17 protein-coding genes and 2 rRNA genes (1 of these 19 cut by a window edge) are annotated in these 23,030 nt (G+C 67.8%); 6 read left to right on the forward strand and 13 right to left on the reverse strand.

Annotated elements, in window-relative coordinates; translation table 11 throughout:
* Positions 1 to 93: 93 nt before the first annotated feature.
* Positions 94 to 1,914 carry an aspartate--tRNA ligase gene (gene aspS / locus KGD87_RS12785; protein ID WP_284667721.1) on the reverse strand — a complete coding sequence of 607 codons (1,821 nt, stop codon included), beginning with the start codon at positions 1,912 to 1,914 and terminating at the stop codon, positions 94 to 96.
* Positions 1,915 to 2,152: 238 nt separating this feature from the next.
* Between aspS and KGD87_RS12790 the strand changes: the two genes are divergently transcribed.
* From KGD87_RS12790 to KGD87_RS12800, 3 genes are all read left to right on the forward strand, one after another.
* Positions 2,153 to 3,442 carry a hypothetical protein gene (locus KGD87_RS12790; protein WP_284667722.1) on the forward strand — a complete coding sequence of 430 codons (1,290 nt, stop codon included), beginning with the start codon at positions 2,153 to 2,155 and terminating at the stop codon, positions 3,440 to 3,442.
* 17 nt (positions 3,443 to 3,459) lie between these two features.
* Complete coding sequence (locus KGD87_RS12795) at positions 3,460 to 4,218, forward strand: hypothetical protein (RefSeq protein WP_284668630.1); 759 nt, start codon at positions 3,460 to 3,462, stop codon at positions 4,216 to 4,218.
* 185 nt (positions 4,219 to 4,403) lie between these two features.
* Positions 4,404 to 4,631 (forward strand): YHS domain-containing protein, encoded by a 228-nt coding sequence (locus KGD87_RS12800; RefSeq protein WP_284667723.1) that lies wholly within the window; start codon positions 4,404 to 4,406, stop codon positions 4,629 to 4,631.
* A gap of 12 nt (positions 4,632 to 4,643) precedes the next feature.
* On the opposite strand, the gene recJ is transcribed toward KGD87_RS12800, so the two are convergent.
* The 7 genes from recJ to KGD87_RS12835 all read right to left on the reverse strand — a co-directional run bounded on the left by recJ (position 4,644) and on the right by KGD87_RS12835 (position 13,650).
* Positions 4,644 to 6,356: a single-stranded-DNA-specific exonuclease RecJ gene (gene recJ / locus KGD87_RS12805; protein WP_284667724.1), complete on the reverse strand. Its 1,713-nt coding sequence runs from the start codon at positions 6,354 to 6,356 to the stop codon at positions 4,644 to 4,646.
* Between the two features lie 362 nt (positions 6,357 to 6,718).
* Positions 6,719 to 7,897, reverse strand: a complete 1,179-nt coding sequence (gene secF / locus KGD87_RS12810; RefSeq protein WP_163781115.1) for a protein translocase subunit SecF — start codon at positions 7,895 to 7,897, stop codon at positions 6,719 to 6,721.
* A gap of 23 nt (positions 7,898 to 7,920) precedes the next feature.
* Positions 7,921 to 9,693 carry a protein translocase subunit SecD gene (gene secD / locus KGD87_RS12815; RefSeq protein WP_284667725.1) on the reverse strand — a complete coding sequence of 591 codons (1,773 nt, stop codon included), beginning with the start codon at positions 9,691 to 9,693 and terminating at the stop codon, positions 7,921 to 7,923.
* Positions 9,693 to 10,049, reverse strand: a complete 357-nt coding sequence (gene yajC, locus KGD87_RS12820) for a preprotein translocase subunit YajC (RefSeq protein WP_284667726.1) — start codon at positions 10,047 to 10,049, stop codon at positions 9,693 to 9,695. The genes secD and yajC overlap by 1 nt, the downstream gene beginning before the upstream one ends.
* Before the next feature lie 142 nt (positions 10,050 to 10,191).
* Complete coding sequence (gene tgt, locus KGD87_RS12825; protein ID WP_284667727.1) at positions 10,192 to 11,391, reverse strand: tRNA guanosine(34) transglycosylase Tgt; 1,200 nt, start codon at positions 11,389 to 11,391, stop codon at positions 10,192 to 10,194.
* A 5-nt stretch (positions 11,392 to 11,396) separates the two neighbouring features.
* Positions 11,397 to 12,485 (reverse strand): tRNA preQ1(34) S-adenosylmethionine ribosyltransferase-isomerase QueA, encoded by a 1,089-nt coding sequence (gene queA / locus KGD87_RS12830; RefSeq protein WP_284667728.1) that lies wholly within the window; start codon positions 12,483 to 12,485, stop codon positions 11,397 to 11,399.
* A gap of 61 nt (positions 12,486 to 12,546) precedes the next feature.
* Entirely contained in the window at positions 12,547 to 13,650 is a 1,104-nt protein-coding gene (locus tag KGD87_RS12835; RefSeq protein ID WP_284667729.1) for a SpoIID/LytB domain-containing protein, read from the reverse strand.
* A gap of 72 nt (positions 13,651 to 13,722) precedes the next feature.
* Here KGD87_RS12835 and KGD87_RS12840 point away from each other — a divergent pair, with 72 nt between their 5' ends.
* The 3 genes from KGD87_RS12840 to KGD87_RS12850 all read left to right on the forward strand — a co-directional run bounded on the left by KGD87_RS12840 (position 13,723) and on the right by KGD87_RS12850 (position 15,232).
* A complete protein-coding gene (locus KGD87_RS12840; protein ID WP_284667730.1) occupies positions 13,723 to 14,268 on the forward strand; it encodes a hypothetical protein in 546 nt (181 codons plus the stop codon).
* A 65-nt stretch (positions 14,269 to 14,333) separates the two neighbouring features.
* On the forward strand, positions 14,334 to 14,657 hold the full coding sequence (locus KGD87_RS12845; RefSeq protein ID WP_502888021.1) for a hypothetical protein: 324 nt from the start codon (positions 14,334 to 14,336) through the stop codon (positions 14,655 to 14,657).
* A 77-nt stretch (positions 14,658 to 14,734) separates the two neighbouring features.
* Positions 14,735 to 15,232: a hypothetical protein gene (locus tag KGD87_RS12850; protein WP_284667731.1), complete on the forward strand. Its 498-nt coding sequence runs from the start codon at positions 14,735 to 14,737 to the stop codon at positions 15,230 to 15,232.
* Between the two features lie 53 nt (positions 15,233 to 15,285).
* Here KGD87_RS12850 and KGD87_RS12855 read toward each other — a convergent pair whose 3' ends face one another.
* The 5 genes from KGD87_RS12855 to KGD87_RS12875 all read right to left on the reverse strand — a co-directional run.
* Positions 15,286 to 16,530 (reverse strand): KamA family radical SAM protein, encoded by a 1,245-nt coding sequence (locus KGD87_RS12855; protein WP_284667732.1) that lies wholly within the window; start codon positions 16,528 to 16,530, stop codon positions 15,286 to 15,288.
* The gene (locus KGD87_RS12860) at positions 16,530 to 17,900 is read right to left on the reverse strand and encodes a KamA family radical SAM protein (protein ID WP_284667733.1); all 1,371 of its coding nucleotides are present in this window, start codon (positions 17,898 to 17,900) and stop codon (positions 16,530 to 16,532) included. Before KGD87_RS12860 ends, KGD87_RS12855 begins: the two co-directional genes overlap by 1 nt.
* A gap of 97 nt (positions 17,901 to 17,997) precedes the next feature.
* Entirely contained in the window at positions 17,998 to 20,790 is a 2,793-nt protein-coding gene (locus KGD87_RS12865; RefSeq protein ID WP_284667734.1) for a serine/threonine protein kinase, read from the reverse strand.
* An 875-nt stretch (positions 20,791 to 21,665) separates the two neighbouring features.
* Positions 21,666 to 21,782, reverse strand: a 5S ribosomal RNA gene (gene rrf / locus KGD87_RS12870).
* Between the two features lie 162 nt (positions 21,783 to 21,944).
* Positions 21,945 to 23,030, reverse strand: a 23S ribosomal RNA gene (locus KGD87_RS12875); it runs 1,865 nt beyond the window's last position.

Genomic DNA, 23,030 nt, shown 5'->3' on the forward strand with positions numbered 1-23,030 from the left:
GCACTCCACTCCGTGGCCATGTTCATGGCACGGCGGGTCCGCCGCCACCCCGCGTCAAAGGGGGTGGCGGGAGAGGGCTCGCGACTGACGGACTCAGGCCTTCGGCGCCACGGGCACCGGCCGCACGTGGACCTCTTTCAGCTGCCGGTCATCCACGTCGCCGGGGGCGCCCGTCATCAGGTCCGTGCCCGTCTTCGACTTCGGGAACGGAATCACGTCGCGCAGGGACTCGGCGCCCGTGAGCAGCATGGCCAGCCGGTCCATGCCCAGCGCGATGCCACCGTGCGGCGGCGCGCCGAACTTCAGCGCGTCCAGCAGGAAGCCGAACTTGGCGCGCGCGTCCTCGTCGCTGATGCCCAGCGCCTTGAACACCTCCGCCTGCACCTTCGGGTCATGCAGCCGGATGGAGCCGCCGCCAATCTCGAAGCCGTTGAGCACCACGTCGTAGCGGTGGCACTTCACCCGGCCCGGGTCCGTGAGCAGGAAGTCCACGTCCTCGTCGTGCGGACGCGTGAAGGCGTGGTGCGCCGCCGCCCAGGTGTTCGTCTCGTCGTCGTACTCGAACAGCGGCGGGTTCACGACCCAGAGGAACTTCCACTGGCCGCCGCTGCCGTACTCCGGAATCAGGCCCAGCTTCTTGGCCACGTGCACGCGCAGGTTGGCCATCACCGTGTGGACCAGCGACTCCTTGCCGAACTGGAACAGGAGCAGGTCGCCCGTCTTCGCGCCCACGGCCTGGTTGATGGCCTGGCGCAGCGCGGGGCTGATTGTCTTGGACAGCGGAGACTGCGTCCACTCGCCCCCGTCGGCCACCTTCGCGCGGGCCAGTCCCTTGGCGCCGGCCTGCTTGGCGAACTCCTCCAGCTTGTCGCTCTCCGCGCGGCTCATCGCCTTCTCCGCGGGGATGACCATGGCCTTGACAATGCCCTTGTTCTGCACCGCCTCCCAAATCATCGGGACGCCGCCGCCCTCGCCGTGCTCGCGGATGAGGTCGGTGAGCACCACGTGCTCCAGGCCGAAGCGCAGGTCCGGCTTGTCGTTGCCGTACTTCGCCATGGACTCGTAGAAGTCCATCCGCATGAAGGGCGTGGGGATGTCGATGCCCAGCACCTCGCCCCACAGCTTCTTCAGCAGGCCCTCAATCATGGTGAAGATGTCGTCCTGGTTGACGAAGCTCATCTCCACGTCGATTTGCGTGAACTCCGGCTGCCGGTCCACGCGCAGGTCCTCGTCGCGGAAGCACTTCACGATCTGGAAGTACCGGTCGAAGCCCGCCACCATGAAGAGCTGCTTGTAGAGCTGCGGGCTCTCCGCCAGCGCGTAGAACTTGCCCGGGTTGAGGCGGCTGGGGACCAGGAAGTTGCGCGCGCCGCCCGGCGTGTACTTGCCCATGAAGGGCGTCTCCAGCTCCAGGAACCCGTTGTCCACCATGTACGAGCGCGTCAGCGCGTTCATCTTCGAGCGCGTCATCAGCGAGTGCTGGAGCGGCGCGCGGCGCAGGTCCAGGAAGCGGTGGGCCAGGCGCTTCTCCTCCGACGTGTCGATGCTGTCCTCGACGGGGAACGGCGTCGGCTCGGAGCGGTTGAAGATGGTGAGGTCGCTGGCCTGGATTTCGATTTCACCCGTCTTCATCTTCGGGTTCACGTTCTTCCCGCGCGAGACGACCTTGCCGCGCACGCCCACGCAGTACTCCAGCCGGAGGCTCCCGGCGAGCGCGTGCGCCTCCGCGTGGTCCGGCTCGAACACCACCTGCGTGAGGCCATCCCTGTCCCGCAGGTCGATGAACACCGCGCCGCCGTGGTCCCGGCGGTTGTGCACCCAGCCGAAGAGGACGACTTCCTCGCCGACGTTGGTCGCGGTGAGCTGACCGCAAGTGTGGGTACGCTTGACCTCGGAGATGAACGGGACTGCCATGGCACCGCCTGCTGGATTCGAAGGGGGAAGAAGGCGGGGCACCATACGGATCGTGGAAACAACGCGTCAAGGAGTCCGAGCGCCCCGGCCCCGTCTCAAACCGTCGGATTCAGGGCGGATTCCGGGTTCCAGCGCCGCCCGTGAGGCCAGGGCGCAGCGGCTGCCCGCCCGCCGTGCTCGCGAAGGTGACGGACGGGGGGGAATACACGTTCCGGGCGGTCCGGAGTAGAACGGCGGCATGCTCCGAACAGTCATCGCCTCGACCGCCGCGCTCGGACTGGCCGCCGGCTGTGCGCCCGATTCAGCCGCGCCCGTCATGGTCAGCGCCCTGGTGCTCTCCAGCAATGGCCAGTACGTCCCCCAGGAGGTGGAGCTGAAGACCATCTCCGACATCGTCGGACTCAAGGGCACGGTGGCCGACCTCCAGGGAGGCGCGCGCATCGTCATCGACTCCCAGGACCCGGACCTGAACAACGCCACCACGCCGGAGGGCTACGCCAACGCGCTGCTCAAGAACGCCGGCCGTGACGTCAGCGCCAACTACATCTCCCAGGACGGCGTCCTGTGGCCGGCGGACTTCCACACCTGGAACATGGTGACGGCGTACTACAGCATGGAGCGCGCCTACGATTACTTCCGCGTCGTGGGCAACCTCCCCGCGGCGGACTTCAAGGACCCCGTCACCACATACTACTTCCCGGAGTTCGTGCTCGCGGACGTGGACAAGGATCCGCTGAGCGACAACGCCATGTACTTCTCCGTGCTGGAGTCGTTCCTGGTGCTGCCCTTCGACCAGCTCCAGCGCGCCCCGCTGGCCATCAACGCCGGCGTCATCGCCCACGAATACTCGCACCGCGTCTTCAACCTGAAGGCCTACAACGGCCAGCAGTTCCCGGAGGCGCTCACGCTGTGGCAGCAATCCGGCGCCAGCCCGGGCGCCAACATCCTCAAGTCCTTCGACGAGGGGCTCGCGGACTACCACGCGTATGGCTCCACCTGTCAGACGACCCAGGGCGGCAAGGGCTGTGACACGCGCTTCTTCTCCACGTCCTTTCACGGCAACGTCTACGGCCCCATCACCGACGACCGGGACCTGGCCCGCGTGGACCGCTGCATGGACGCGTCCTTGCTGAACCAGCTCTACAACCAGAACCTGAGCGCGTTCAGCGGCAACGAGTACCGGGTGGGCACGCTGCTCGCCAGCGCGCTCTACCAGGCCGGCGAGGCCACCGGTCAGCGCGACGTGCTGCTGCGCGCCATCGTTGCCTCGTACAACGACGAGAGCACGACGACGCCCGGCCTCTACCAACTGACGCGCGCCACGCTGGCGGACCAGTCCCGCTTCACCCTCGCCGTGGCGGCCAGCGCCATCATCACCCACGTCACCGACCTGCGCCTGAAGGAGGCCGTCTGCAACGAGCTGATGGACCACCTCCAGATTCCGCGTGAGCAGCTCGTCGGCACCGACCCCAACATGTGCCCGCCCAGCGCCGCGGGTGGCACGACCTGCCCCCGCTTGGACTTGTGAGCATGAGGACTGCTTCCGTGAAGATGTGGCTCTTGCGTTGCGCCCTGGGCAGCCTCGCCCTGTCCGCCCCCGCCCTGGCCCAGGACGAGGACGACCCCTACGCCTACCCGGACGACGAGCCCGCCTACGACGCCGCCGGCGCCTATGACGAGGTGCGCCCCAAGGTGGACGAGACGGATGACTTCCGCCGCGTCTCCGAGCAGGAGCACGACGACGGGGAGGACGACTTCAAGGCCCTCTCCGGGCTCGACGACCCGAACCTGGGCGTGGCCATGGAGTTCATCACCGGCGCCCTCTTCCTGGACAGCCCACGCGGCCGGGCCACGGAGACGCGCCTGGGCCTGGGCGTGCGCGCCACCTGGGAGTACGGCCGCATCCTCGACAACGAATCGCTGCGCGAGGCCCTCTGGGCCGACGTGCGCTGGACGTTCGGCGGCACCAGCGACGGCACCGACTTCATCCAGGGCAAGACGCACCTCCACTACTTCACCATTGCCCCGGCCTACGAGCTGAAGCTCGGCAAGTCCGACTTCGGCTTCTTCGCCCAGGCGGGTGGCGGCGTCGCGTACATCGCGTCGACCCTCACCATTGACACGGCGGAGACGAAGGTGAGCGGCCTCAAGCCGCTGCTCCAGTATGGCGTGGGCTTCCGCGGGAGGCCCCGGCTGACCTCCTCCGGTAACTTCCGCCTCGCCTTCCGGCTGGAGGCCATGGGCTACCGCCGGGGCTACCACAACGACTTCTTCCTGGGCGGCAGCCTCGGCACCGCCTTCTGACGTCGCCTTCACCGGCCGCTCGCCGCGCCTCCTCCGGCGGGCGGCCATGAAGATTTTTCCACCGACTCCCCGCTTCGCCCGTGTCCCCTCCTTGCGACTTCAAGGAGTTGGGGCTGGCACGCCGTGTGCTCCTGGTTTTCACCGGGACGGGAACCTGGGTTCCCCTGGGGGCTGGGAGGCGAGCGATGAAGAACGCGCAGGAACAGGGACAGCACTTGGACCCCATCTGTGGGAAGACCTTGGACACACCCGAGGGCCGTCCCACCACTGAGTACAAGAAGCGCCGTTACTTCTTCTGCTCGGAGCGGTGCCGCCACGCCTTCGAACTACAGGCGGAGCGCTTCCGCTTCAACGAGCTGGCCCGCGTCGGCGCGCTGATGACGCCGGGCCGCGTCCGTTGGGGCATCGCCTGAGCGACAGGGCCGCTAGGCGGCCACGCGCAAATCCTTGAGCCGCAGCGACAGCTTGCGCTGGCCTCGGAACGTGTCGAAGCCGGCCTGGAAGGCCAGGTCCACCGGGCCATCCACCAGCGTGGCCCGGTCCGCCATGTTGAAGCCGATGGCGTCCAGCTCCGGCGCGTCCGCCAGGGCCAGCTTGAGGTGGCCATGGCCCGTGCCGGACTTGGGCTGCAGCACGCGTGGGCGAGCCATCTGCCGGCGCAGCACCAACACGGGCTCCGGGTTGCCCTGCCCGAAGGGCCCCAGCCGCTGGAGCGACTCCACGGCGTGGGCGTCCAGTTCGTTGGGATTCACCACCGCGTCCACGCGGCACCGGGGGATGAGGTCCTCCGGTGACAGGCGCTGGTAGGCAATCTTCTCGAAGGCCTCCCGGAAGGCGGGCAGCCGCTCCGCGTCGATGGTGAGCCCCGCGGCGTGCTTGTGGCCGCCGAAGCGCGTCAGCAGCTCCGCGCAGCCACTGAGCGCGTCGTGGAGGTGGAAGGCCTCGATGCTGCGCGCCGAGCCCTTCCCCACGCCGTCCTTCACCCCCACCATGACAGTGGGCCGGTAGAAGCGCTCCACCACGCGCGAGGCGACGATGCCGATGACGCCCGGGTGCCAGCCTTCGTCGAACAGCACCAGGCCGCGCGCGTCCTTCAGCGACTCCGCCTGGGCCAGCGCCTGCGTGAGGATGCTGCTCTCGATGCCCTGGCGCTCCGCGTTGGCGCGGTCCAACACCGCGGCCAGCGAGCGCGCCGTCTCCGGCGACTCCGAGCACAGCAGCTGAAGGCCCAGCGAGGCGTCGTGCAGCCGGCCCGCCGCGTTGATGCGAGGCCCCAGGCGGAAGCCCACCTGGCCCGCGGTGACGGAGGCGTCCGGGTCCATGCCCGCCACCTCCTTCAAGGCCCGCACGCCCGGCCGGCGGCCCGCGCTCAGCTCCTGGAGGCCGTGCGTCACGAGGATGCGGTTGGCGCCGGTGAGGGGCACCACGTCCGCCACCGTGGCCAGCGCCACCAGGTCCATCATGGCGCGGAGGTTGGGCTCCTTCCGGGTGGCGAAGAAGCCCTCGTCGCGCAGGCGCTTGCGGATGCCCATGCAGAAGTTGAAGGCAACGCCCGCGGCGCACAGCGCCTTCGTCGGGTATTCGCAGCCAGGCTGGTGCGGGTTGAGCACCGCCACCGCGGGCGGCAGCGTGGGCGGCACGGTGTGGTGGTCCACCACCAGCACGTCCAGGCCCAGCTCCTTGGCGCGGGTGATTTCCGCCACCGAGGTGATGCCGCAGTCCAGCGTCACCAGCACCCGCGTGCCCTCCGCGGCGATGCGCTCCACCGCGCCGACGTTGAGGCCATAGCCTTCGTCCAGCCGGTGGGGGATGTACGTCGCGGGCGGTACGCCCAGCTCCTTCATGAAGAGGTACAGCAACGACGTGGAGCAGACGCCGTCCACGTCGTAATCACCGTAGAGCGTCACCTTCTCCCGCGAGCGAATCGCCCGGATGATGCGGTCCACCGCCCCCGGCATCCCCTTCATGCGGAACGGGTCCGGCAGGTCCGCCAACCGGTCCGACAGGAACGCCGACGCGGACTCAGGGGTGCGGTAGCCACGGTGCAGGAGCACCTTCGCCGCGAGCGGGTGCAGCGACAGCTCCCCCACGAGGGCCGCCACTTCCTGCTCGACTACATCTGGAAGCAACCACCGCACGCTCGACACCCCTCCTCGATGAATTGGCTACGAAGGCGACAGTACCTCAGACGTCTGACCAGGACAGTCCAACCTTGAGCCCGACACTTCCCCTCCTGCACATGCGTTCAGCCAAGCGCACGCATGGTGGCTCGCTGCTTCACGCACGGTCGGTCGCCGGTGAGCAGGTTCAAACGCACACCCGAAAACAGTGAGGTCGAGCATGCATCCAAGAGGCCTCCGGGCCGCCACGCTGAGCGCGCGCTTCTGACAGGTGACCAGAAAACACCCAGGGCCCTGCTTCCCATGAAGGAAGAGGGCCCTGGTCGTGTCCAGCGTGCGAGGCCTCCCTCAACGGAAGGAATGCCTCGGGTGTGGGAGGCTCACGCGGCGTTCGGCTGCTGGTGGTCCACGTCGCCGCTGGCGCGCTGACGGGCTTCCTTCGCCGCGGCGCGCTCGTCCAGCCAGATGGTCAGCGGGCTGGCGATGTAGATGGTCGAGTACACGCCGACCACGATGCCCACCAGCATCGCCATGGCGAAGTCGAAGATTTCGCCCACGCCGAAGATGAGCAGACCGATGAGCGACAGCGCCGTGGTGCCGGAGGTGAGGATGGTGCGGCCCAGCGTGTCGTTGATGGCGATGTTGATGACCTCGATGAAGGGCTTGCCCTGGAACTTGGCCATGTCCTCGCGGATGCGGTCGTAGATGACGATGGTGTCGTTGACGGAGTAGCCCACCACCGTCAGCAGCGCCGCGATGGCCGTCAGGTTGAACTCGCGCCGGCTCACCAGGTAGTAGCCCGACACCATGATGACGTCGTGGACCATGGCCACGAGCGCGCCCGGACCGAACTTGAAGTCGAACCGGAACGCCACGTAGATGAGGATGGCGATCATCGAGTACAGCAGCGCCATGATGCCGCGGTTGCGCAGCTGCTTGCCCACCTGCGGACCGACGTAGTCCACGCGGCGCTGCTCGAAGTCCGGCTTCTCCAGCCCGGCGTTGAGCGCGGCGAACACGCGGTCCGCCATGCCGCTGGCCACCACCTGGTAGTCGTAGCCCGCGCCGCCCTGGGCCTCGCCCAGGTCACGCACTTCCTGCACGCCGATGCCCGCCGACTCCACCGCCTTCTTGACGGCGTCGGAGTCCATGGGCTGCGCCGCGCGGAAGCGGATGATGCCGTTGGCCAGGTCCGAGTAGACGTTGCGCACGCCCCCCAGCGCCTCCAGGGCCGCCTGACCCCTGGCGCCGCTCTCCTCGTTGAGCTGCGTGACGCCGCCCATGCGGAGCAGGAAGGAGTTCTCGTCCGCCGAGCCGATGTTCTGCACGCTGACGTCCGGCAGGCCGCCCTTGTCCGCGCGCTCACGGACCTCCTGGGCGGTGATGGGGTGGTCGAACTTCACCTCCACCACCGTGCCACCCGCGAAGTCCACGCCGAAGTTGAAGCCGAAGGCGGCGATGCCGACGATGATCGCCAGGTTCAGCACCGTGGAGAGGAACAGCGCGGGCTTGCGCTTGCTGATGAAGTCGATGTTCGTCTTGTTCTTGAGAATCTGCATGACGGTTCCCGGACTCCGGCCGGTCAGACGGAGACGACCTTCGCGTTACGGCCGTGGACGAAGTAGGTCATGATGACTCGCGTCACCGTGATGGAGGTGAACAGCGACGCCAAGAGGCCGATGATGAGCGTGGTGGCGAAGCCCCGCACCGGCCCCGTTCCCGTGAAGAACAGGACGAAGGCGGAGATGAGCGCCGTCACGTGCGAGTCGAAGATGGTCCAGAAGGCCCGGTCGTAGCCCTGGTCCACCGCCGCCCGGGTCGACTTGCCGTGGCCCAGCTCCTCGCGGATGCGCTCGTTGATGAGCACGTTGGCGTCCACCGCCACCCCCAGCGTCAGCACGAAGCCCGCGATGCCCGGCAGCGTCAGCGTGGCATTGAAGAAGGCCAGCCCGGCCAGGATGAGCAGGCCATTGAGCAGCAGCGCCACGTCCGCGATGAGGCCAGAGCCCTTGTAGTAGAGGGCCATGAACAGGACGACCAGGCCCAGGCCCAGCACCGCCGCCAGGCCACCCTTCCGGATGAGCTCGTCACCCAGGCTGGCGCCCACCTGACGAATCTCCCCCACCGTCACCGGGGCCGGCAGCGCGCCCGCCTTCAGCACCAGCGCCAGCGTCTGGGCCTCGCCCAGCCACTCCTCGAAGGTGCGGCCGCCCATGCGGCCCATGGTGATGCGGGCCGAGCCGCCGCTGATCTTCTCGTTGATGTTCGGCGCCGTCTGCACGTTGTCGTCCAGGACGATGGCCATGCGGCGGCCGACACCCGCCTCCGTGAGCCGCTCGAACTCGCGCGCGCCCGCGGGGTCGAAGGAGATGTTCACCTCCGGCTCGTTGAGCTGGCTGATGCTGGCGTCCGCGCCCGCCAGGCTCTCGCCGGTCAGCGGCACGCTCTTGTCCAGCAGGTAGGAGCGGTACGAGGTGCACTCGTCCTTCTTCACCGGGTTGGCGATGCACTCGGTGAGCACCACCCGGTTCTCCGGCACCTTGTCCTTCGTGTACTGGGTGATGGCCTCGCGCGTGGGGGCCTGGAGCTGCGGGAAGCCGCCCTCCGTCGTCAGCGTGATGTTGCTGCCCTCGGGCGGCGGCGTCGCCTGCAGGAGCTGCGCGAAGAACTGCGGGTTGGTGTCATCCACCATCCGGAACTCGAGCTGCGCGGTGGTGCCCACCAGCTCCTTCGCCTGCTCCGCGTTGCTGCGGCCCGGCAGCGAAATCTGGATGGAGTCGGAGCCCAGCTTGCGCACGTCCACTTCCGCCACGCCCCACTTGTCGATGCGGCGCCGGATGACGAGCATCGCCTGGTCCACCGCCTCCTCGCGGAAGAAGTTGGCCTGGGTCTCGTCCTGGACCAGCACCAGCGTGCCGCCGCTGCGGCTGACTTCCGTGAAGTCCGTGAAGGTGGCCAGGACCTCCTTCTGGATGGCGTCCATCGTCGCCGGGTCCTTGGCCGTCAACGTGACCTCGAGCTGCTCCGGGTCCGTGTCCGCCGTCACCTCGCCCAGCTTCTTGTCATTGACGTAATTGACAATCTGCTGCGCCCGGCGCTCGGTCCGCTTCTGGAGCGCCGTCTTGGTGTCCACCCGCATCACCATGTGGATGCCACCCTGGAGGTCCAGCCCCAGGTTCAGGCGGTACTTCGCGGGGGGCGCCCAGCTCGGCATCCGCTCCTCAAGCACGGCCAGGTTGTTGCGCTGGTCCCGGTCGAGCACGACGAGCGCGTAGTACGTCGGGATGAGGAACCAGATGGAGCCCAGCGTCACCGCGACAATGAGTCCGAACTTCCACCACCAGCCGCGGTCCATTACTTCTCCTCCTTCTTCTCGCCGGCCGCCGTCGCGGTGGCCGCGGGCGGGCCTTCCGCCAACCCGCCCCTGGCGCTGATGGCCGTCTTGAGCACGCGGAGGCGCACGCCGCTGGAGACCTCCAGCATCACGGTGCGCTCCTCCACGAGATGGATCTTCCCGAGGATGCCCCCGGAAGTGACGACCTCATCACCCTTCTTCAGCGCGGAGAGGAGCGCACGGTGCTCCTTCAGCTGCTTCTGCTGCGGGCGGATCATCACGAAGTACATGATGCCCACCAGGATGACCAGGAAGCCCAGGGTGCCTAGCGGATTGCCACCGCCGGCCTGCGCCAGAATCAGAAAGCTCTCAGCCACACACTGCCTCGTCGGTTGAGGAAAGCTTGGGATGGGAGGCCCCCCATTTTGTCCGAGGAACCCATCCGAAAGGGGGCCCTCTTAGCAAGGGGGGCCCATGTGAGCAAGTGAACGCGGGAAGCCGGGCAATCCATCTGCCCGGTCAGCGACCGCGGGTCCGTTCGGCCTCCTGCGCCTTGGCACGGGCACGAAACTCCCGGGCAAACGTGGCGAACCGGTCCTCTGCCACCGCGCGCCGGACTTCTGCCATCAGTCCCAGGAAGTAGTGGAGGTTGTGAATCGTGTTGAGCCGCATGGCCAACAGCTCCTGGGCGGCGAAGAGGTGCCGGAGGTAGGCCCTGCTGAAATTGCGGCAGGTGTAGCAGGTACACGCAGGGTCCACCGGCCGGGAATCCCTGGCGTAGACGGCGTTCCGGATGACGACCTTGCCCTCCGAGGTGAAGAGCAGGCCGTTGCGCGCGCACCGGGTGGGCAGGACGCAGTCGAACATGTCCACCCCGTGCTCCACGCAGGTGACCAGGTCGACGGGCGTGCCCACGCCCATCAGGTAGCGCGGCTTGTCGCGGGGCAGCAGGGGCGCGGAGTAGGCCACGCCGTCATGCATGGCCTCCGGGGCCTCGCCCACGGAGTAGCCACCCAGGGCGTAGCCGGGCAGGTCCACCGCGCACACCTCCTCGGCGTGGCGCTTGCGCAGGTCCTCGTGCAGGCCGCCCTGGACGATGCCGAAGAGCGACGAGCGCTCGCGGCTCCACGCCTTCACGCACCGGTGCAGCCAGCGGGTGGTGCGGGCCAGCGAGGCCTCCAGGTAGGCCCGGTCCTCGGTGGAGGGCGGGCACTCGTCGAAGGCCATGATGACGTCGGCGCCCAGCGTCTCCTGGATGTCGATGGAGCGCTCGGGCGTGAGGAAGTGCCGAGCGCCGTCCAGGTGCGACTGGAAGGCGGCGCCCTCCTCGGTGATTTTGCGCTTCCCGGACAGGCTGAACACCTGGAACCCACCGCTGTCGGTGAGCATGGGCCGGTTCCACGACACGAAGCGGTGCAGGCCGCCCAGTTCCCCCACCAGCGCCTCGCCGGGGCGCAGCATCAGGTGGTAGGTGTTGCCGAGGATGATCTGCGCATCCAGCGTGAGCAGGTCGTCCGGCCCCACGCCCTTGACGCTGCCCACCGTCCCCACGGGCATGAAGATGGGCGTCTCCACGGGGCCGTGCGGCGTGTGCAGCCGCCCCCGGCGGGCCTTCGTCCCCGACGCGTCCTCGTGAAGGAGCTCGAAGCGGACCATGCCCGGCTCCACGCGGGTGTCGCCCTTGCCACCTGACTGCTTCGCTTCCTGCTGCTCGCCCATGGCGTTCACTCCGACACCAGCATGGCGTCGCCGTAACTGAAGAACCGGTAGCCCGCGCGGACCGCCTCCGCGTAGGCCTCCAGCGTGCGCTCCCGCCCGAGCAGCGCGCTCACCAGCACCACCAGCGTCGAACGCGGCAGGTGGAAGTTGGTGAGCAGCAGGTCCACCTGGCGGAAGGCGAAGCCGGGACGGATGAAGAGGGTCGTCTCGCCGGGGCCCGCGCGCAGCCGCCCCGTCTCCGGGTCGGTGGCGGACTCCAGGGTGCGCACCACGGTGGTGCCCACCGCCACCACGCGCCGGCCTTCCGCGCGCGCCGCGTTGATGGCCTTCGCGGTGGCCTCCGGAACGGTGTAGCGCTCCGGGTGCATGTGGTGCTTGTCCAGGTCGTCCTCACGCACCGGCAGGAAGGTGCCGGGCCCCACGTCCAGCGTCACCAGCGCCCGGTGCACGCCGCGCGCGTCCAGGGCGGCCAGGGTCTCCTGGGTGAAGTGCAGGCCCGCGGTGGGCGCGGCCACGGCCCCAGAGGCGCGCGCGTACACAGTCTGGTAGCGCTCCGCGTCCGCGGCGTCCGGCTCGCGGGTGATGTAGGGCGGCAGCGGCAGGCGGCCCGCCGCGTCCAGCAGCGCGGCCAGCGAGGCGCCCGGGGGCGCGTGGAACCGCACGCGGTACTCCCCTCCTCCCAGCGCCTCCTGGATTTCCGCCTCCAGGCCGCTGGCGAACGTCACGCGTTGCCCGGGCTTGAGCCCCTTGGAGGCCTGCCCCAGGCAGACCCAGTCGAGCGACTCGGGGGCCTGCCCGAGCGCCGCCGAGGTCAGCGTGGCCTGGGCGGCCGGGCGCACGACGAGCAGCTCCACGCGGCCACCGGTGCCGGCCTTCTGGCCCAGCAGGCGCGCGGGGATGACGCGGGCGTCGTTGAGGACGAGCAAATCCCCTGGGCGCAGCAGGTCCTGGAGGTCGGCGAACCGACGGTGCGACCAGGTACCGCTGGAGCGGCTGATGGTCATCAAGCGCGACGCGTCCCGCTCGGCCAGGGGGGCCTGGGCGATCTGGGACTCGGGCAGCGCGAAGTCGTAGTCAGAGAGGCGGGACGACACGGGGGTGGCGCTTGTAGCAGCCCCCACGCCGTCGCGGAAAGCGCGCCGGACGTGGGCGGCGTCAGTAGAGGTGCTGCAGCTCGGTCCCGGGGTAGTAGTGGGAGAGGATCTCCCGGTACTCCCGGCCCTTGTCGGCGAGCGCCTTGGCGCCCCACTGACACAGGCCCGCCCCGTGGCCGTAGCCGCGACCGGTGAACACGTAGCCGCGCTCGGCGCGTTCCACGTCGAAGTCCAGGCTCTTGAGCCGCGTGTAGCCAAGCTTGCGGCGCAGCGCCACACCGTCCATGGAGGCACCGTCCGCCAGAGTGACGCGCATCACCCGGCGCGTCCGCGTGCGGGCCACGATTTTGAGCCCCTGGGCCGGGTGGTGGAGCGACGCCTTGATGTCCGCGTCGGAGAGCGACGCCGTCCAGCGGCTGGCGGGCAGCTTTCCACAGGGACAGTCGACAGGCTGGAGGTACGGCAGGTTGCGCTGCAAGGCATCAAGCCCTGACTCCGTCCGGCCGCCACATGAAGCGTGGAAGTACGCCTCGATGGGTTCCAACTCGTACGTGAGCACCTGCCCCCGCGTGGCCTCGACGGCGGCCCGGGTGCGAGGGTCCTCTCGGTTGACGCCGCCGTAGACTTGATGGAGTACACTGCTGCCCAGGTGGAACGGATTGCTGTAGGCGCCCAGCTTCTTCTGGAGCGCATAGGTTCGGGCGGCCACCGCCTGGGCCTTGAGGGCCTCCGGGGGAAACGACACGGGCATCTCACTGCCCAGCACGGCGGCAAGGTAGTCCTCCAGGGGAATGACGTTGATGAGCTGCAGCCCACCGCGGTGCAGGCGCACCACCACATCCCCGCGGACCTGCGCCGCGCCGGCCTTGAGGGGCTCGGTGCCAGGGGCGGCCGAGGCCTCCGACATGCCAGCGCGGAAGCGGACGGAGTCCCCCTCCACGGGTGTGCCATTGACCTCGATGCGGCCACCCTTGCGGCGGATGTTCGCCTGTCCCGAGGTGATGGGGGCGAAGGAGGCGTCCTCGCTGTCGGGACCGGAGGCCAGCCCCCGGCCGCTGACGCGCACCTCGCTGCCCGCGTCCTCGATGGCGATGCGCAGGGTCTCCACGGCGAGCGCGCCCGACGGAACCAGCAGGAGCAGGACGAGTGCAACAGGTCGCAACATGGCCCCGGAGTGTAGAGGCGTGGGTGCACGCCTCAAGAAAACGTCCGGTGGATGGGAGAGGATGGCTCACCCGTGACGTCACCTTCGCGCCCCGCCCTCCCCTCGACCTTCATCACCGCCCTGCGCGAGTTGGAGCCCCGCCCCGCCGCGATGCTCATCCACCGGTTGGTGGAGGGTCGCTCTCGGGAAGCCTGCGCGACGCACTACGGCATCCCCGCCCAGGCCTTCTCCGTGCTGCTGCTGAGGGCCGCCATCGCGCTGGCCCTGCACCAGGGTGCTCCCGTCCGCGAGCCCGCCAGTGAGGACGAGGAAGCCGCCTGGGCACGGATGCTCTCGGACGCGCTGGAGCGCGAGGACGCGAGGTTTCCCGCCGCGCTGGTTCCGGTGGTGGAGACGTGCCGAGCGCTCCAGACGCTGGCGTCCCAGGTCGCCACGGGCCTGGAGGCCGCGGAGCGGGAGGCCCGCGCGTCGCCCCAGCGGCGCCGCGAGGAGTGGCTGCGGCGGCTCGCGGTGGCGTTGCTGCTGGCGATGACGGCCTGGCTGTACCTGTCGAAGCCCGAAGGCCCTTCGGAGCCTCGCCAACGTCCACCGGCGCACACCGCGCCAGTCCGTCGCTGAGGGAACGACACCGCGGGCCCACGCCGCTGGACGCCAGGGGCCGCGGCCACATAAGGGGAGCGGCCATGCGCGCCCTTCCACGGATGCTGCTGGCCTGCGTGCTGCTCACGGCCTGTGCGAAGCAGGTGGACTCGCGCGTCGCAGGCACCGACGACGCGGCCATCGACTCGCTGTCCCTGCGGCTCGAGGAGCTTCGGACGCGCGACGACCTGGACGACGCGACGTGCGCGGACCGCTGCGCGGTCGGAACGCAGAGTTGCGAGCTGGCGGAGTCGTTGTGCGCGCTCGTGGAGCGCCATCCCGAGCGGTACGACCTGCCGCCCCGCTGTGCCCAGGGCCAGGAGCAGTGCGCCATGGCCCGGAATCGCTGCGCGCGGTGCGGTCCCTGAGAGGCACGGGTGCACAGAAGCAGTCTCCGTGTTTAGACTGCGACGGTTCCCGCTGTCCTGAACGAGGTCCTCCCGCCATGTCCCCCCGCTCTGCCCTGCTTCTGGTCGCTTCGTGGCTCGTCATTCCTGGACAGGCCCTTGCCGCCGACAGCGCGGAGCTGACTCCGGAGAAGGTGGCGGAGATTCGCCGCGACGAGGCCCAGGCCCTGTCCCAGGTCGACGCGGAGTACGGCAACCGCAAGTCGTCGGAGATGAGCACCGCGGAGCGCCGGGAGGCCATCGACAAGCAGCAGGCCGCCTCCGCGTCGGTGCTGGAGAAGCACGGCGTGTCGGCCAAGGACTTCGCCCGCTTCGAGGCGCGCATGTCGCCGGCGGACAACGCGCGCGCGAAGGCGGAGGAGCAGCGGCTGGCGGAGGCCGCCAAGGCCGCGAAGCAGCCCGCCCCCGCGGCGGCCCCGGAAGAGGTCCACATCCAGCAGGGCTTCAGCAACGAGGACCCGGTGGAGATGGAGGCCACGGAGGGCGCGGAGCCGTCCATCGACGTGGACGTGCCCCAGGGCGCCGAAGGGCGGTAGCAGGCCTCTCCTGAACGGAGGAAGCGCGGGGGAGCCCCCGCCGCGCACGCTGCTCAGCCCTTGCGGTAGCCGTACCGCGGGGCCCGCTCCCGCCACACGTCATCATACGGGCAGGTGCAGTCCGTCTCCTCGGGCTCCGGGTACGTGAAGCGCTCGCCCTTGTAGTTGCGGAACACCGTCTCCTGCGCGCCGTATTCGACCGCGTAGTCGGGCTGAAGCGTCACCTTCCCACCGCCCCCCGGCAGGTCCACCGCGAGGTGCGGCACGGCGAGGCCGGTGGTGTAGCCCCGGAGCTGCTGGATGATTTCCAGCCCCTTCGCGATGGGCGTGCGCAGGTGCTCGCAGCCCTCGGCCACGTCCATCTGGTGCAGGTAGTAGGGCCGCACGCGGCTGCGCAGCAGCAGGTGCGACAGCTCCTTGATGATGCGCGCGTCGGAGTTGAGCTGCCGCATCAGCACGGCCTGGTTCTCCACCGGAACGCCGTGGTCCACCAGCCGCTCGCAGGCCTCGCGCGCCTCGGGCGTCACTTCCTTCGGATGATTGAAGTGAGTGACGACGAAGACGGGCGCGTAGCGCCGGAGCGTCCGCGCCAGGGAGTCGGTGACGCGCATGGGCAGACACACGGGGACGCGCGTGCCGATGCGAATCATCTCGACGTGGGGAATCTCACTGAGCGGCGCGAGCAACTCCTCCAGCCGCGAGTCGCTGAGCATGAACGGGTCCCCACCCGAGATGAGGACGTCGCGGACCTCGGGATGGCGCCGGACATAGTCCACGCCGCGGCGGAGCTGTTCCTTGGAGAGCTCCGCCACCCCGCCCTGCGTGATGCGCCGCCGCGTGCAGTGACGGCAATAGACGGAGCACGTATCCAGCGCGAGGAAGAGCACCCGGTCCGGATATTTGTGGACGATGCACTCCTCCGGGCGCGTCTTGTCCTCACCCAGCGGGTCCGCGAGCTCGCCCGGACGGATGCGCGCCTCGGCACGCACCGGGATGGACTGCATGCGCACCGGGCAGAACGGATGCTCCGGGTCGATGAGGGACAGGTAGTACGGACTGATGCCGATGCGGAACAGCGCGGACGTCTCCTGCACGCCCGCGCGCTCATTGGAGGTCAGCGGCACGTACCGCTCCAGCTGCTCCAGGCCTCGCACCGCATGCCGCTGCTGCCAACGCCAGTCCGCCCACTCCGCGTCCGTGGCGTCGGGGAACAGCCGTCTGCGCCCTTCGGCGCTGAGCGACGCGCGAGCGGTCGCCGGCTCCGGCGGGAGACCCGCCGGAAGCACTGAGGTATCCATTACGCCGCCTTCTGCTGCTCCCGCCACCAGGCCTGACCTGCCTCGGACAGCTGGTCAATGGGGTCGAAGTATTCGTACTTCCGGCTGAGCGCCTCCGCATCGTTCATTTCGATGCCGGTCCGGTAGTTCTTGGTCCAGTACGAGATGCCGCGCTCGCGGTCATACTCCGCCACCTGGTGCACCCAGCGCTTCCCGACGAAGGGCACGTCACAGACGATGCGCGGCGTGGCGAAGCCCGGCATGTAGCCCATGATGTCGTGCTGCAGCCGCTGCGCCTGCGCCACCGACAGCCGCCAATGCTCGCTGTTGGGGATCATGTCGCACATGTAGAAGTAGTACGGCAGGATCTTCGCGTGGTCGAGCAGCGTGAAGCACAGGTCCAGCAGCGCCTGCGGGCTGTCATTCACACCGCGCAGCAGCACGCCCTGGTTGCGCACGTCACGGAAGCCCATGTCCAACAGCTTGCGCACGGCCTTGCCCACCAGCGGGGTGAGCTGCTGCGCGTGATTGACGTGCGTGTGCAGCGCCAGGTCCACGCCGCGCTCGACGGCCTTCTTCGCCAGCCGGTCCAGCCCCTGGAGGACGGAGTCCTGGAGGAAGTGCTGCGGGATGGCCATCAGCCCTTTGCTGGCCAGACGGATGTCCCGGATGTTCGGGATGTCCATCAGCGAGCTGACGAACGGCTCGAGCTGCTGGATGGGCAGGTTCGCGATGTCGCCACCCGACACCACCACGTCGCGCACCGTCGGCGTGCGACGCAGGTAGTCGAGCATCTGCGCGTAGCGGTCCTTGGGCCCGATGCCAAACTTGTGTTTGCTGACCTGCGGCACGTCATTGCCCACCAGGTCCATGCGCGTGCAGTGACCACAGTACTGCGGGCAGGTCGGCAGCATCTCCGCCAGCACCTTGGTGGGGTACCGGTGCGTCAGGCCTTCCACCACCCACATGTCCTGCTCGTGAAGACTGTCACGGCTGGCCTTGGGATGATTGGTCCACTCGGTGAGGCGGTCCGCGTAGGCCGGCAGCATGTAGCGACGCACCGGGTCACGCCACAGGTCATCGAGGTTCATGGTGTTGAGCATCTGCGGGGGCACGAGCAGCGACATGGTCGCCCGCTCGCGCTGGTCGCGCTCCATGCTCTCAGCCAGGTCATCCGGGAGCAGTGCTCCCAGCGTCGCCTTGAGTTCCTTGAGGTTCTTGACGGTGTGCTTGCGCTGCCAGACGGAGTTCTCCCAGTCGGCGGCGGACACGTCCTTGAAGCCAGGAATCCGTCGCCAATCGGGCTCGATGAACTCCCGGCGGTGAGGATACGTAAAAGGCTGTTCAGCGGGGCCAGCCTCAGGCTTGCCCCGGATGGGCGTCGTTTGCATGGCGCATCACCTCAAAATTGCTCGCGGGCGAGGCGTCATAGCGCGCCCATGCCCCACTTCGGTCAACAATCGAAGGGGGCATCGGATGCCCGCCTTCTCACTCGATGGGAACGTTGACCAGCTTGGCTACACTGCCTTCCGTGATGTCGACCACCACGGGATTGGTCGTCTTACCGTTGAGCTTGAACGAAATCTTCCGCTTGCCCACCGGTAGCATCAACGGACTGCCCAGTGTCACCGGCGTCTGGCGATTCGTCTTCTTCCCATCGACGTAGATGTCCGCGCCGGCCGGCTTTGTGCTGCAGGCGAACTTGCCCATCACCTTGGGGGCCCTCGGCGCCCTGGGGGCAGGCGGGGCCCTGGGAGGCGCCTTGGGCGGCGGCCGCACGTTGGCCACGGGCTCCGGCTCCTTCGTCATCTCGAATGCGACCGTGACCTCCTGGCTGCTGCCGTCGGCCTTGAACTCACCGGAGTACGGCTTGTAGCCCGCGAGCTTCGCGGTGAACGCGTAGGTCTTTCCCACCTCCAGATTCGCCATGCGCGCGTCTGGAATCTGGCCCAGGCGCTCGCCATTCACGGCGATCTCAGCGCCGTCGTCACCCTGGAAGACAGCGGCGACCTGAACGGGCGCGGGAGGCGGCGTCTGCCCATTTTGGCCAGGCGCGTTCTCCGGCACCTCTTCGCCGACCGGCTCCTCGGAGGGAGCGGCGGGTTCGGTCGTGCCCGCGGCAATGACGACGCCCGTGTTCGTCGGCGGCGTCTCTGGTGGCTGGTTCTCGGGCGGCGGAGCCGCCTGCGGGTCAGCCTCCAGCGGAAGCGAAACGACGATTCTGCTTCCGGCGACGACATCCACCGTCTTGGCCGAGTTCTGCTGACCGGGAGCACTCGCGGTGACCCGGTACTGCCCCGCCGGGAGTGCCAGCAGGGTGTTGAGCTGGACCTCCTGGCCATTCAGCTGGATGCGGGCGGAGGGGTTGGACGGGGACACCATGAAGGTGACCTCGCCCGTGGAGGGCCTGGTGGCCACCACCACGCCGACGACGAGCAACAGCACGATGGCCGCCGCGGCAGCGAACAGCACCGGCTTCGGCAGCGTCTTGAGGTTGAGCGCGGGCTTTCCCTTGGCGGGAACCTTCGTCTTCGCCTTCGCGGGCGCAGCGGCCTTCGCGGGCGGGGGCGCCTCTTCCGCGGGAAGGGGAACCGAGCCCGTCACCTCTTCCTCGGGCTCGTTCAGGTCGTCGTGCGCGTGACCCTCGTCACCGTAGTCGTCCTGGTCGTCGTAGCCGGCGCCGCTGTCTTCCTCGGGCGGCTGCTCGTAGTCAGAGGGCTCCTCCTCGGGCTCGGGAGCGCGCTTTGCGCCCCGGCCGCGGCCCGACACGGGCGCTGGCCTGCTGCCCGTCTCTTCGTCCAGCGAGGGCGACGAGCCGCGCGAGCGCGTGGGCGGCGCGGATGGCGCGGGGCCAATCATCGTGGCGCCGGAGTAGGCCTCGCCCTCCTCGTTGCTGATGACGACCTGCGCCTTGGGACCACTCTTGCCCTTGCGCGAAGACGTATCGGGCGCGGGAGCGCGCAGTGAGTTGAAGGAACCGGACGTCCCGTGGTCCTGGATGGGGTTCTCCGTCCGGCCCGTGATGCTGTCGTCCACCACGACGCTGCTGTCGGCGACCCGGGTTTCGGGGGACATGAACGTATGCGAGGAGTCGACAATCTGCGTCTTGTCGCCCGCGCCGACGCCCATCTCCTCGAGTTCCTCGGCGGTGGGGGGCGGGATGTAGTCCTGGACCGGCTGCGCTGGCGAGGTGGACGCACGGCCCGCGGGCGTTCCCGTCACCACCACGGCTGGAGGGGGCGCACGCCGCGCCGCCTGCCGGTTGTAACCGGGGGCCACCGTGATGCCCGAGGTTTCTATCTGGTCGGGGCGCTCGATACCGGCATAGCGCTCCATCTTCTCCGCCTCGCGGAGCATGTCCTCGGCGAAGGCCTCCTTCATGTAGCTGGAGAGGTGCTTGGACGAGTAGATGGCGTCACCGGCCAGGAGGAACCGCATCAGGTCCTCGGCCATGTCGGACGCCCACTGGTAGCGGTCCTCGGGCTCGCGCGTGAGTGCCTTGAGGACCACCTTCTCCAGGCCCTGCGGGATGCTCGGGTTGAACTCGCTGGGGAGCGGAACCTCCGCGTTGCGCACCTTTTCCAGGGTGGAGAAGTCCGACTCGCCGACGAAGAGCTTTTCGCCCGTGAGCATCTCGTACAGCAGCACGCCCACGGCGAAGATGTCGCTGCGCCGGTCGATGGGCATCCCCCGGACCTGCTCCGGGCTCATGTACCCGAACTTGCCCTTGAGGATGCCCGCCTGCGTCTTCTGGGAACGGTTCGCCGCCTTGGCAATACCGAAGTCGATGACCTTGACCTCACCCTCATACGAAATGAGGATGTTCTGAGGCGACACGTCGCGGTGGATGATGTGGAGGTCCTGCCCGCGGGCGTCCTTCTTCCGGTGCGCGTAGTCCAGGCCGTCGCAGATCTTGGAGACGATGAACACCGCTTGGGCGGTGGGCATGATCTCCTTGCGCCGCCGATAGCGCTCCAACATGGTCCGGACGTCGCGTCCGGCGACGTACTCCATGGCGATGAAGTAGGTGTCGTCGTACTTCCCGAGCTCGTTGATGTGCACGACGTTGGCGTGGTTCAGCTGAACGCTGATCCTCGCCTCGTCGATGAACATCGTGATGAACTCTTCGTCCTCCGCCATGGTGGGGAGGATCTTCTTGATGGCCAGGATGCGCTCGAAGCCCTCGACGCCGAAGGCCTTCGCGATGAACACCTCCGCCATGCCGCCGACGTTGATGCGCTCGAGGAGCAGGTACTTCCCAAAGAGGGTCGGCTTCTTCATCTCGTGGAGCGGCCCGGCACCGGGAGGCGCACACCGCGACAGGCGGTGCGCAGACCGGGCGGAAACCTGGACTCTAGTCGCAGCGCGGACGGCGAGTCAAACATGCATAGCAGCCTGAAACCCCAACGAATCCGGTAGCTTGAGTCCTCCAAGCACCATCCGGAGCTCGCCACGGAAGCGTCATGTTCCACGACGCGCGGCGGCAGGCGTGCAGAGGGGGCCTCAGTGGCTCGTTGGAGCGCGGTCACAGGTAGGCGCATGTCGCCTACACTAGCAGAACACCGCGTCCCTTGCTTGTGGCATCCAAGCGGAATGAGCCGCGCTCCGGCGCCAGCGGGACCGGGGGCTCCCGCCACCTGGCGTCGGCGAACGCGCACCCTTCCCAGTTGGGCGTCCACCGGGCCCACGCAGCGCCTCCCATCGCCGTGCACGGACTGCCCGGCGGCGCGCGACGCGCCCTCCCCCGCCGCTGGCGCATTCATCACCGAGACCTCTGGAGCCAGCGCCATGCCCTAGGAGTGCAACCGTGCTTCGCACGCCGAGCCGTCCAGCGCGAGGGGGCGAATGGAAGACCTTTGACGCCGGCAACGCAGCGCCCCCAACGCCCTCCCAAGAAGCGCCGCACGTTCCGCTTCATCCCTCGGCATCGAGAAGAGGGAGTGGCTGAGGCAGACCAGACGGCCCTGGGCCCTACACATCAGCTCCCAGGGGGCGGCTACTTCAAGTGGCACACTGCCAAGGCCCAATCAGCGGGCGTCCACATCCGATGGGCTGCCCACCAGAAACCCGCCGCGGCAGTGACGCGCGAAAAGCAAACGGCCCAAAACAGAAAACCCCCGGTGTCCACGAGGGACACCGGGGGTTTCTCAAAAAGAATCCGGCAGCGACCTACTCTCCCGCGCGGTTTCCCGCGAAGTACCATCGGCTCTGGAGGGCTTAACTTCCGTGTTCGGGATGGGAACGGGTGGAACCCCTCCGACATAGCCACCGGAAAACAAGCGACAGTGCATACAAAGGGTAAGTTTCGAATTTCTTGCTGAGTGAAGTCTCGCTGTGCGTATTTCAGTCTTCCAGGCGAGTGCCAAGAAGCACTCGAGCCTCGGCCTTGGCCCCGAGTCCCTTACTCCCCTTGAGGGGGCATGCAAGAGAATGGGGAAAGTAAGCCTCACGACCAATTAGTACCGGTTAGCTGAACGTGTTACCACGCTTACACACCCGGCCTATCAACGTCGTAGTCTTCGACGGGTCTTCAGGGGCTTGCGCCCGGGATACCTGGTCTTGAGGTCGGTTTCCCGCTTAGATGCTTTCAGCGGTTATCCAATCGGCACATGGCTACCCAGCGATGCCTCTGGCGAGACAACTGGTACACCAGCGGTGCCTCCAACCCGGTCCTCTCGTACTAAGGTCAGAGCCTCTCAAGTATCCTACGCCCACAGCAGATAGGGACCAAACTGTCTCACGACGTTTTGAACCCAGCTCGCGTACCGCTTTAATTGGCGAACAGCCAAACCCTTGGGACCTGCTCCAGCCCCAGGATGCGATGAGCCGACATCGAGGTGCCAAACCTCCCCGTCGATGTGAACTCTTGGGGGAGATAAGCCTGTTATCCCCGGAGTACCTTTTATCCGTTGAGCGATGGCCCTTCCATTCAGGACCACCGGATCACTATGACCTGCTTCGCACCTGCTCGACGTGTCCGTCTCGCAGTCAAGCTCCCTTATGCCATTGCACTCGACGCCCGGTTTCCAATCGGGCTGAGGGAACCATCGCGCGCCTCCGTTACTTTTTGGGAGGCGACCGCCCCAGTCAAACTACCCACCAGACAGTGTCCCAATCCCGGCTGACGGGACATGGTTAGACACCAGAAATCAACAGGGTGGTATTTCACCGTTGCCTCCACCGAACCTAGCGGCCCGGCTTCAAAGGCTCCCACCTATCCTACACAGTCAATCCCTAGTGTCACTGTCAAGTTATAGTAAAGGTTCACGGGGTCTTTCCGTCTTGCTGCGGGTAAACTGCATCGGCACAGCTATTTCAATTTCGCTGAGTCCCTCTCCGAGACAGCGCGGAAGTCGTTACTCCATTCGTGCAGGTCGGAACTTACCCGACAAGGAATTTCGCTACCTTAGGACCGTTATAGTTACGGCCGCCGTTTACTGGGGCTTCGGATCATCGCTTCACCTTGCGGCTGACGAATCCCTTAACCTTCCAGCACCGGGCAGGAGTCAGACCCTATACGT

This window comes from Myxococcus sp. SDU36 (genome assembly GCF_030168875.1).
Classification (GTDB): domain Bacteria; phylum Myxococcota; class Myxococcia; order Myxococcales; family Myxococcaceae; genus Myxococcus; species Myxococcus vastator.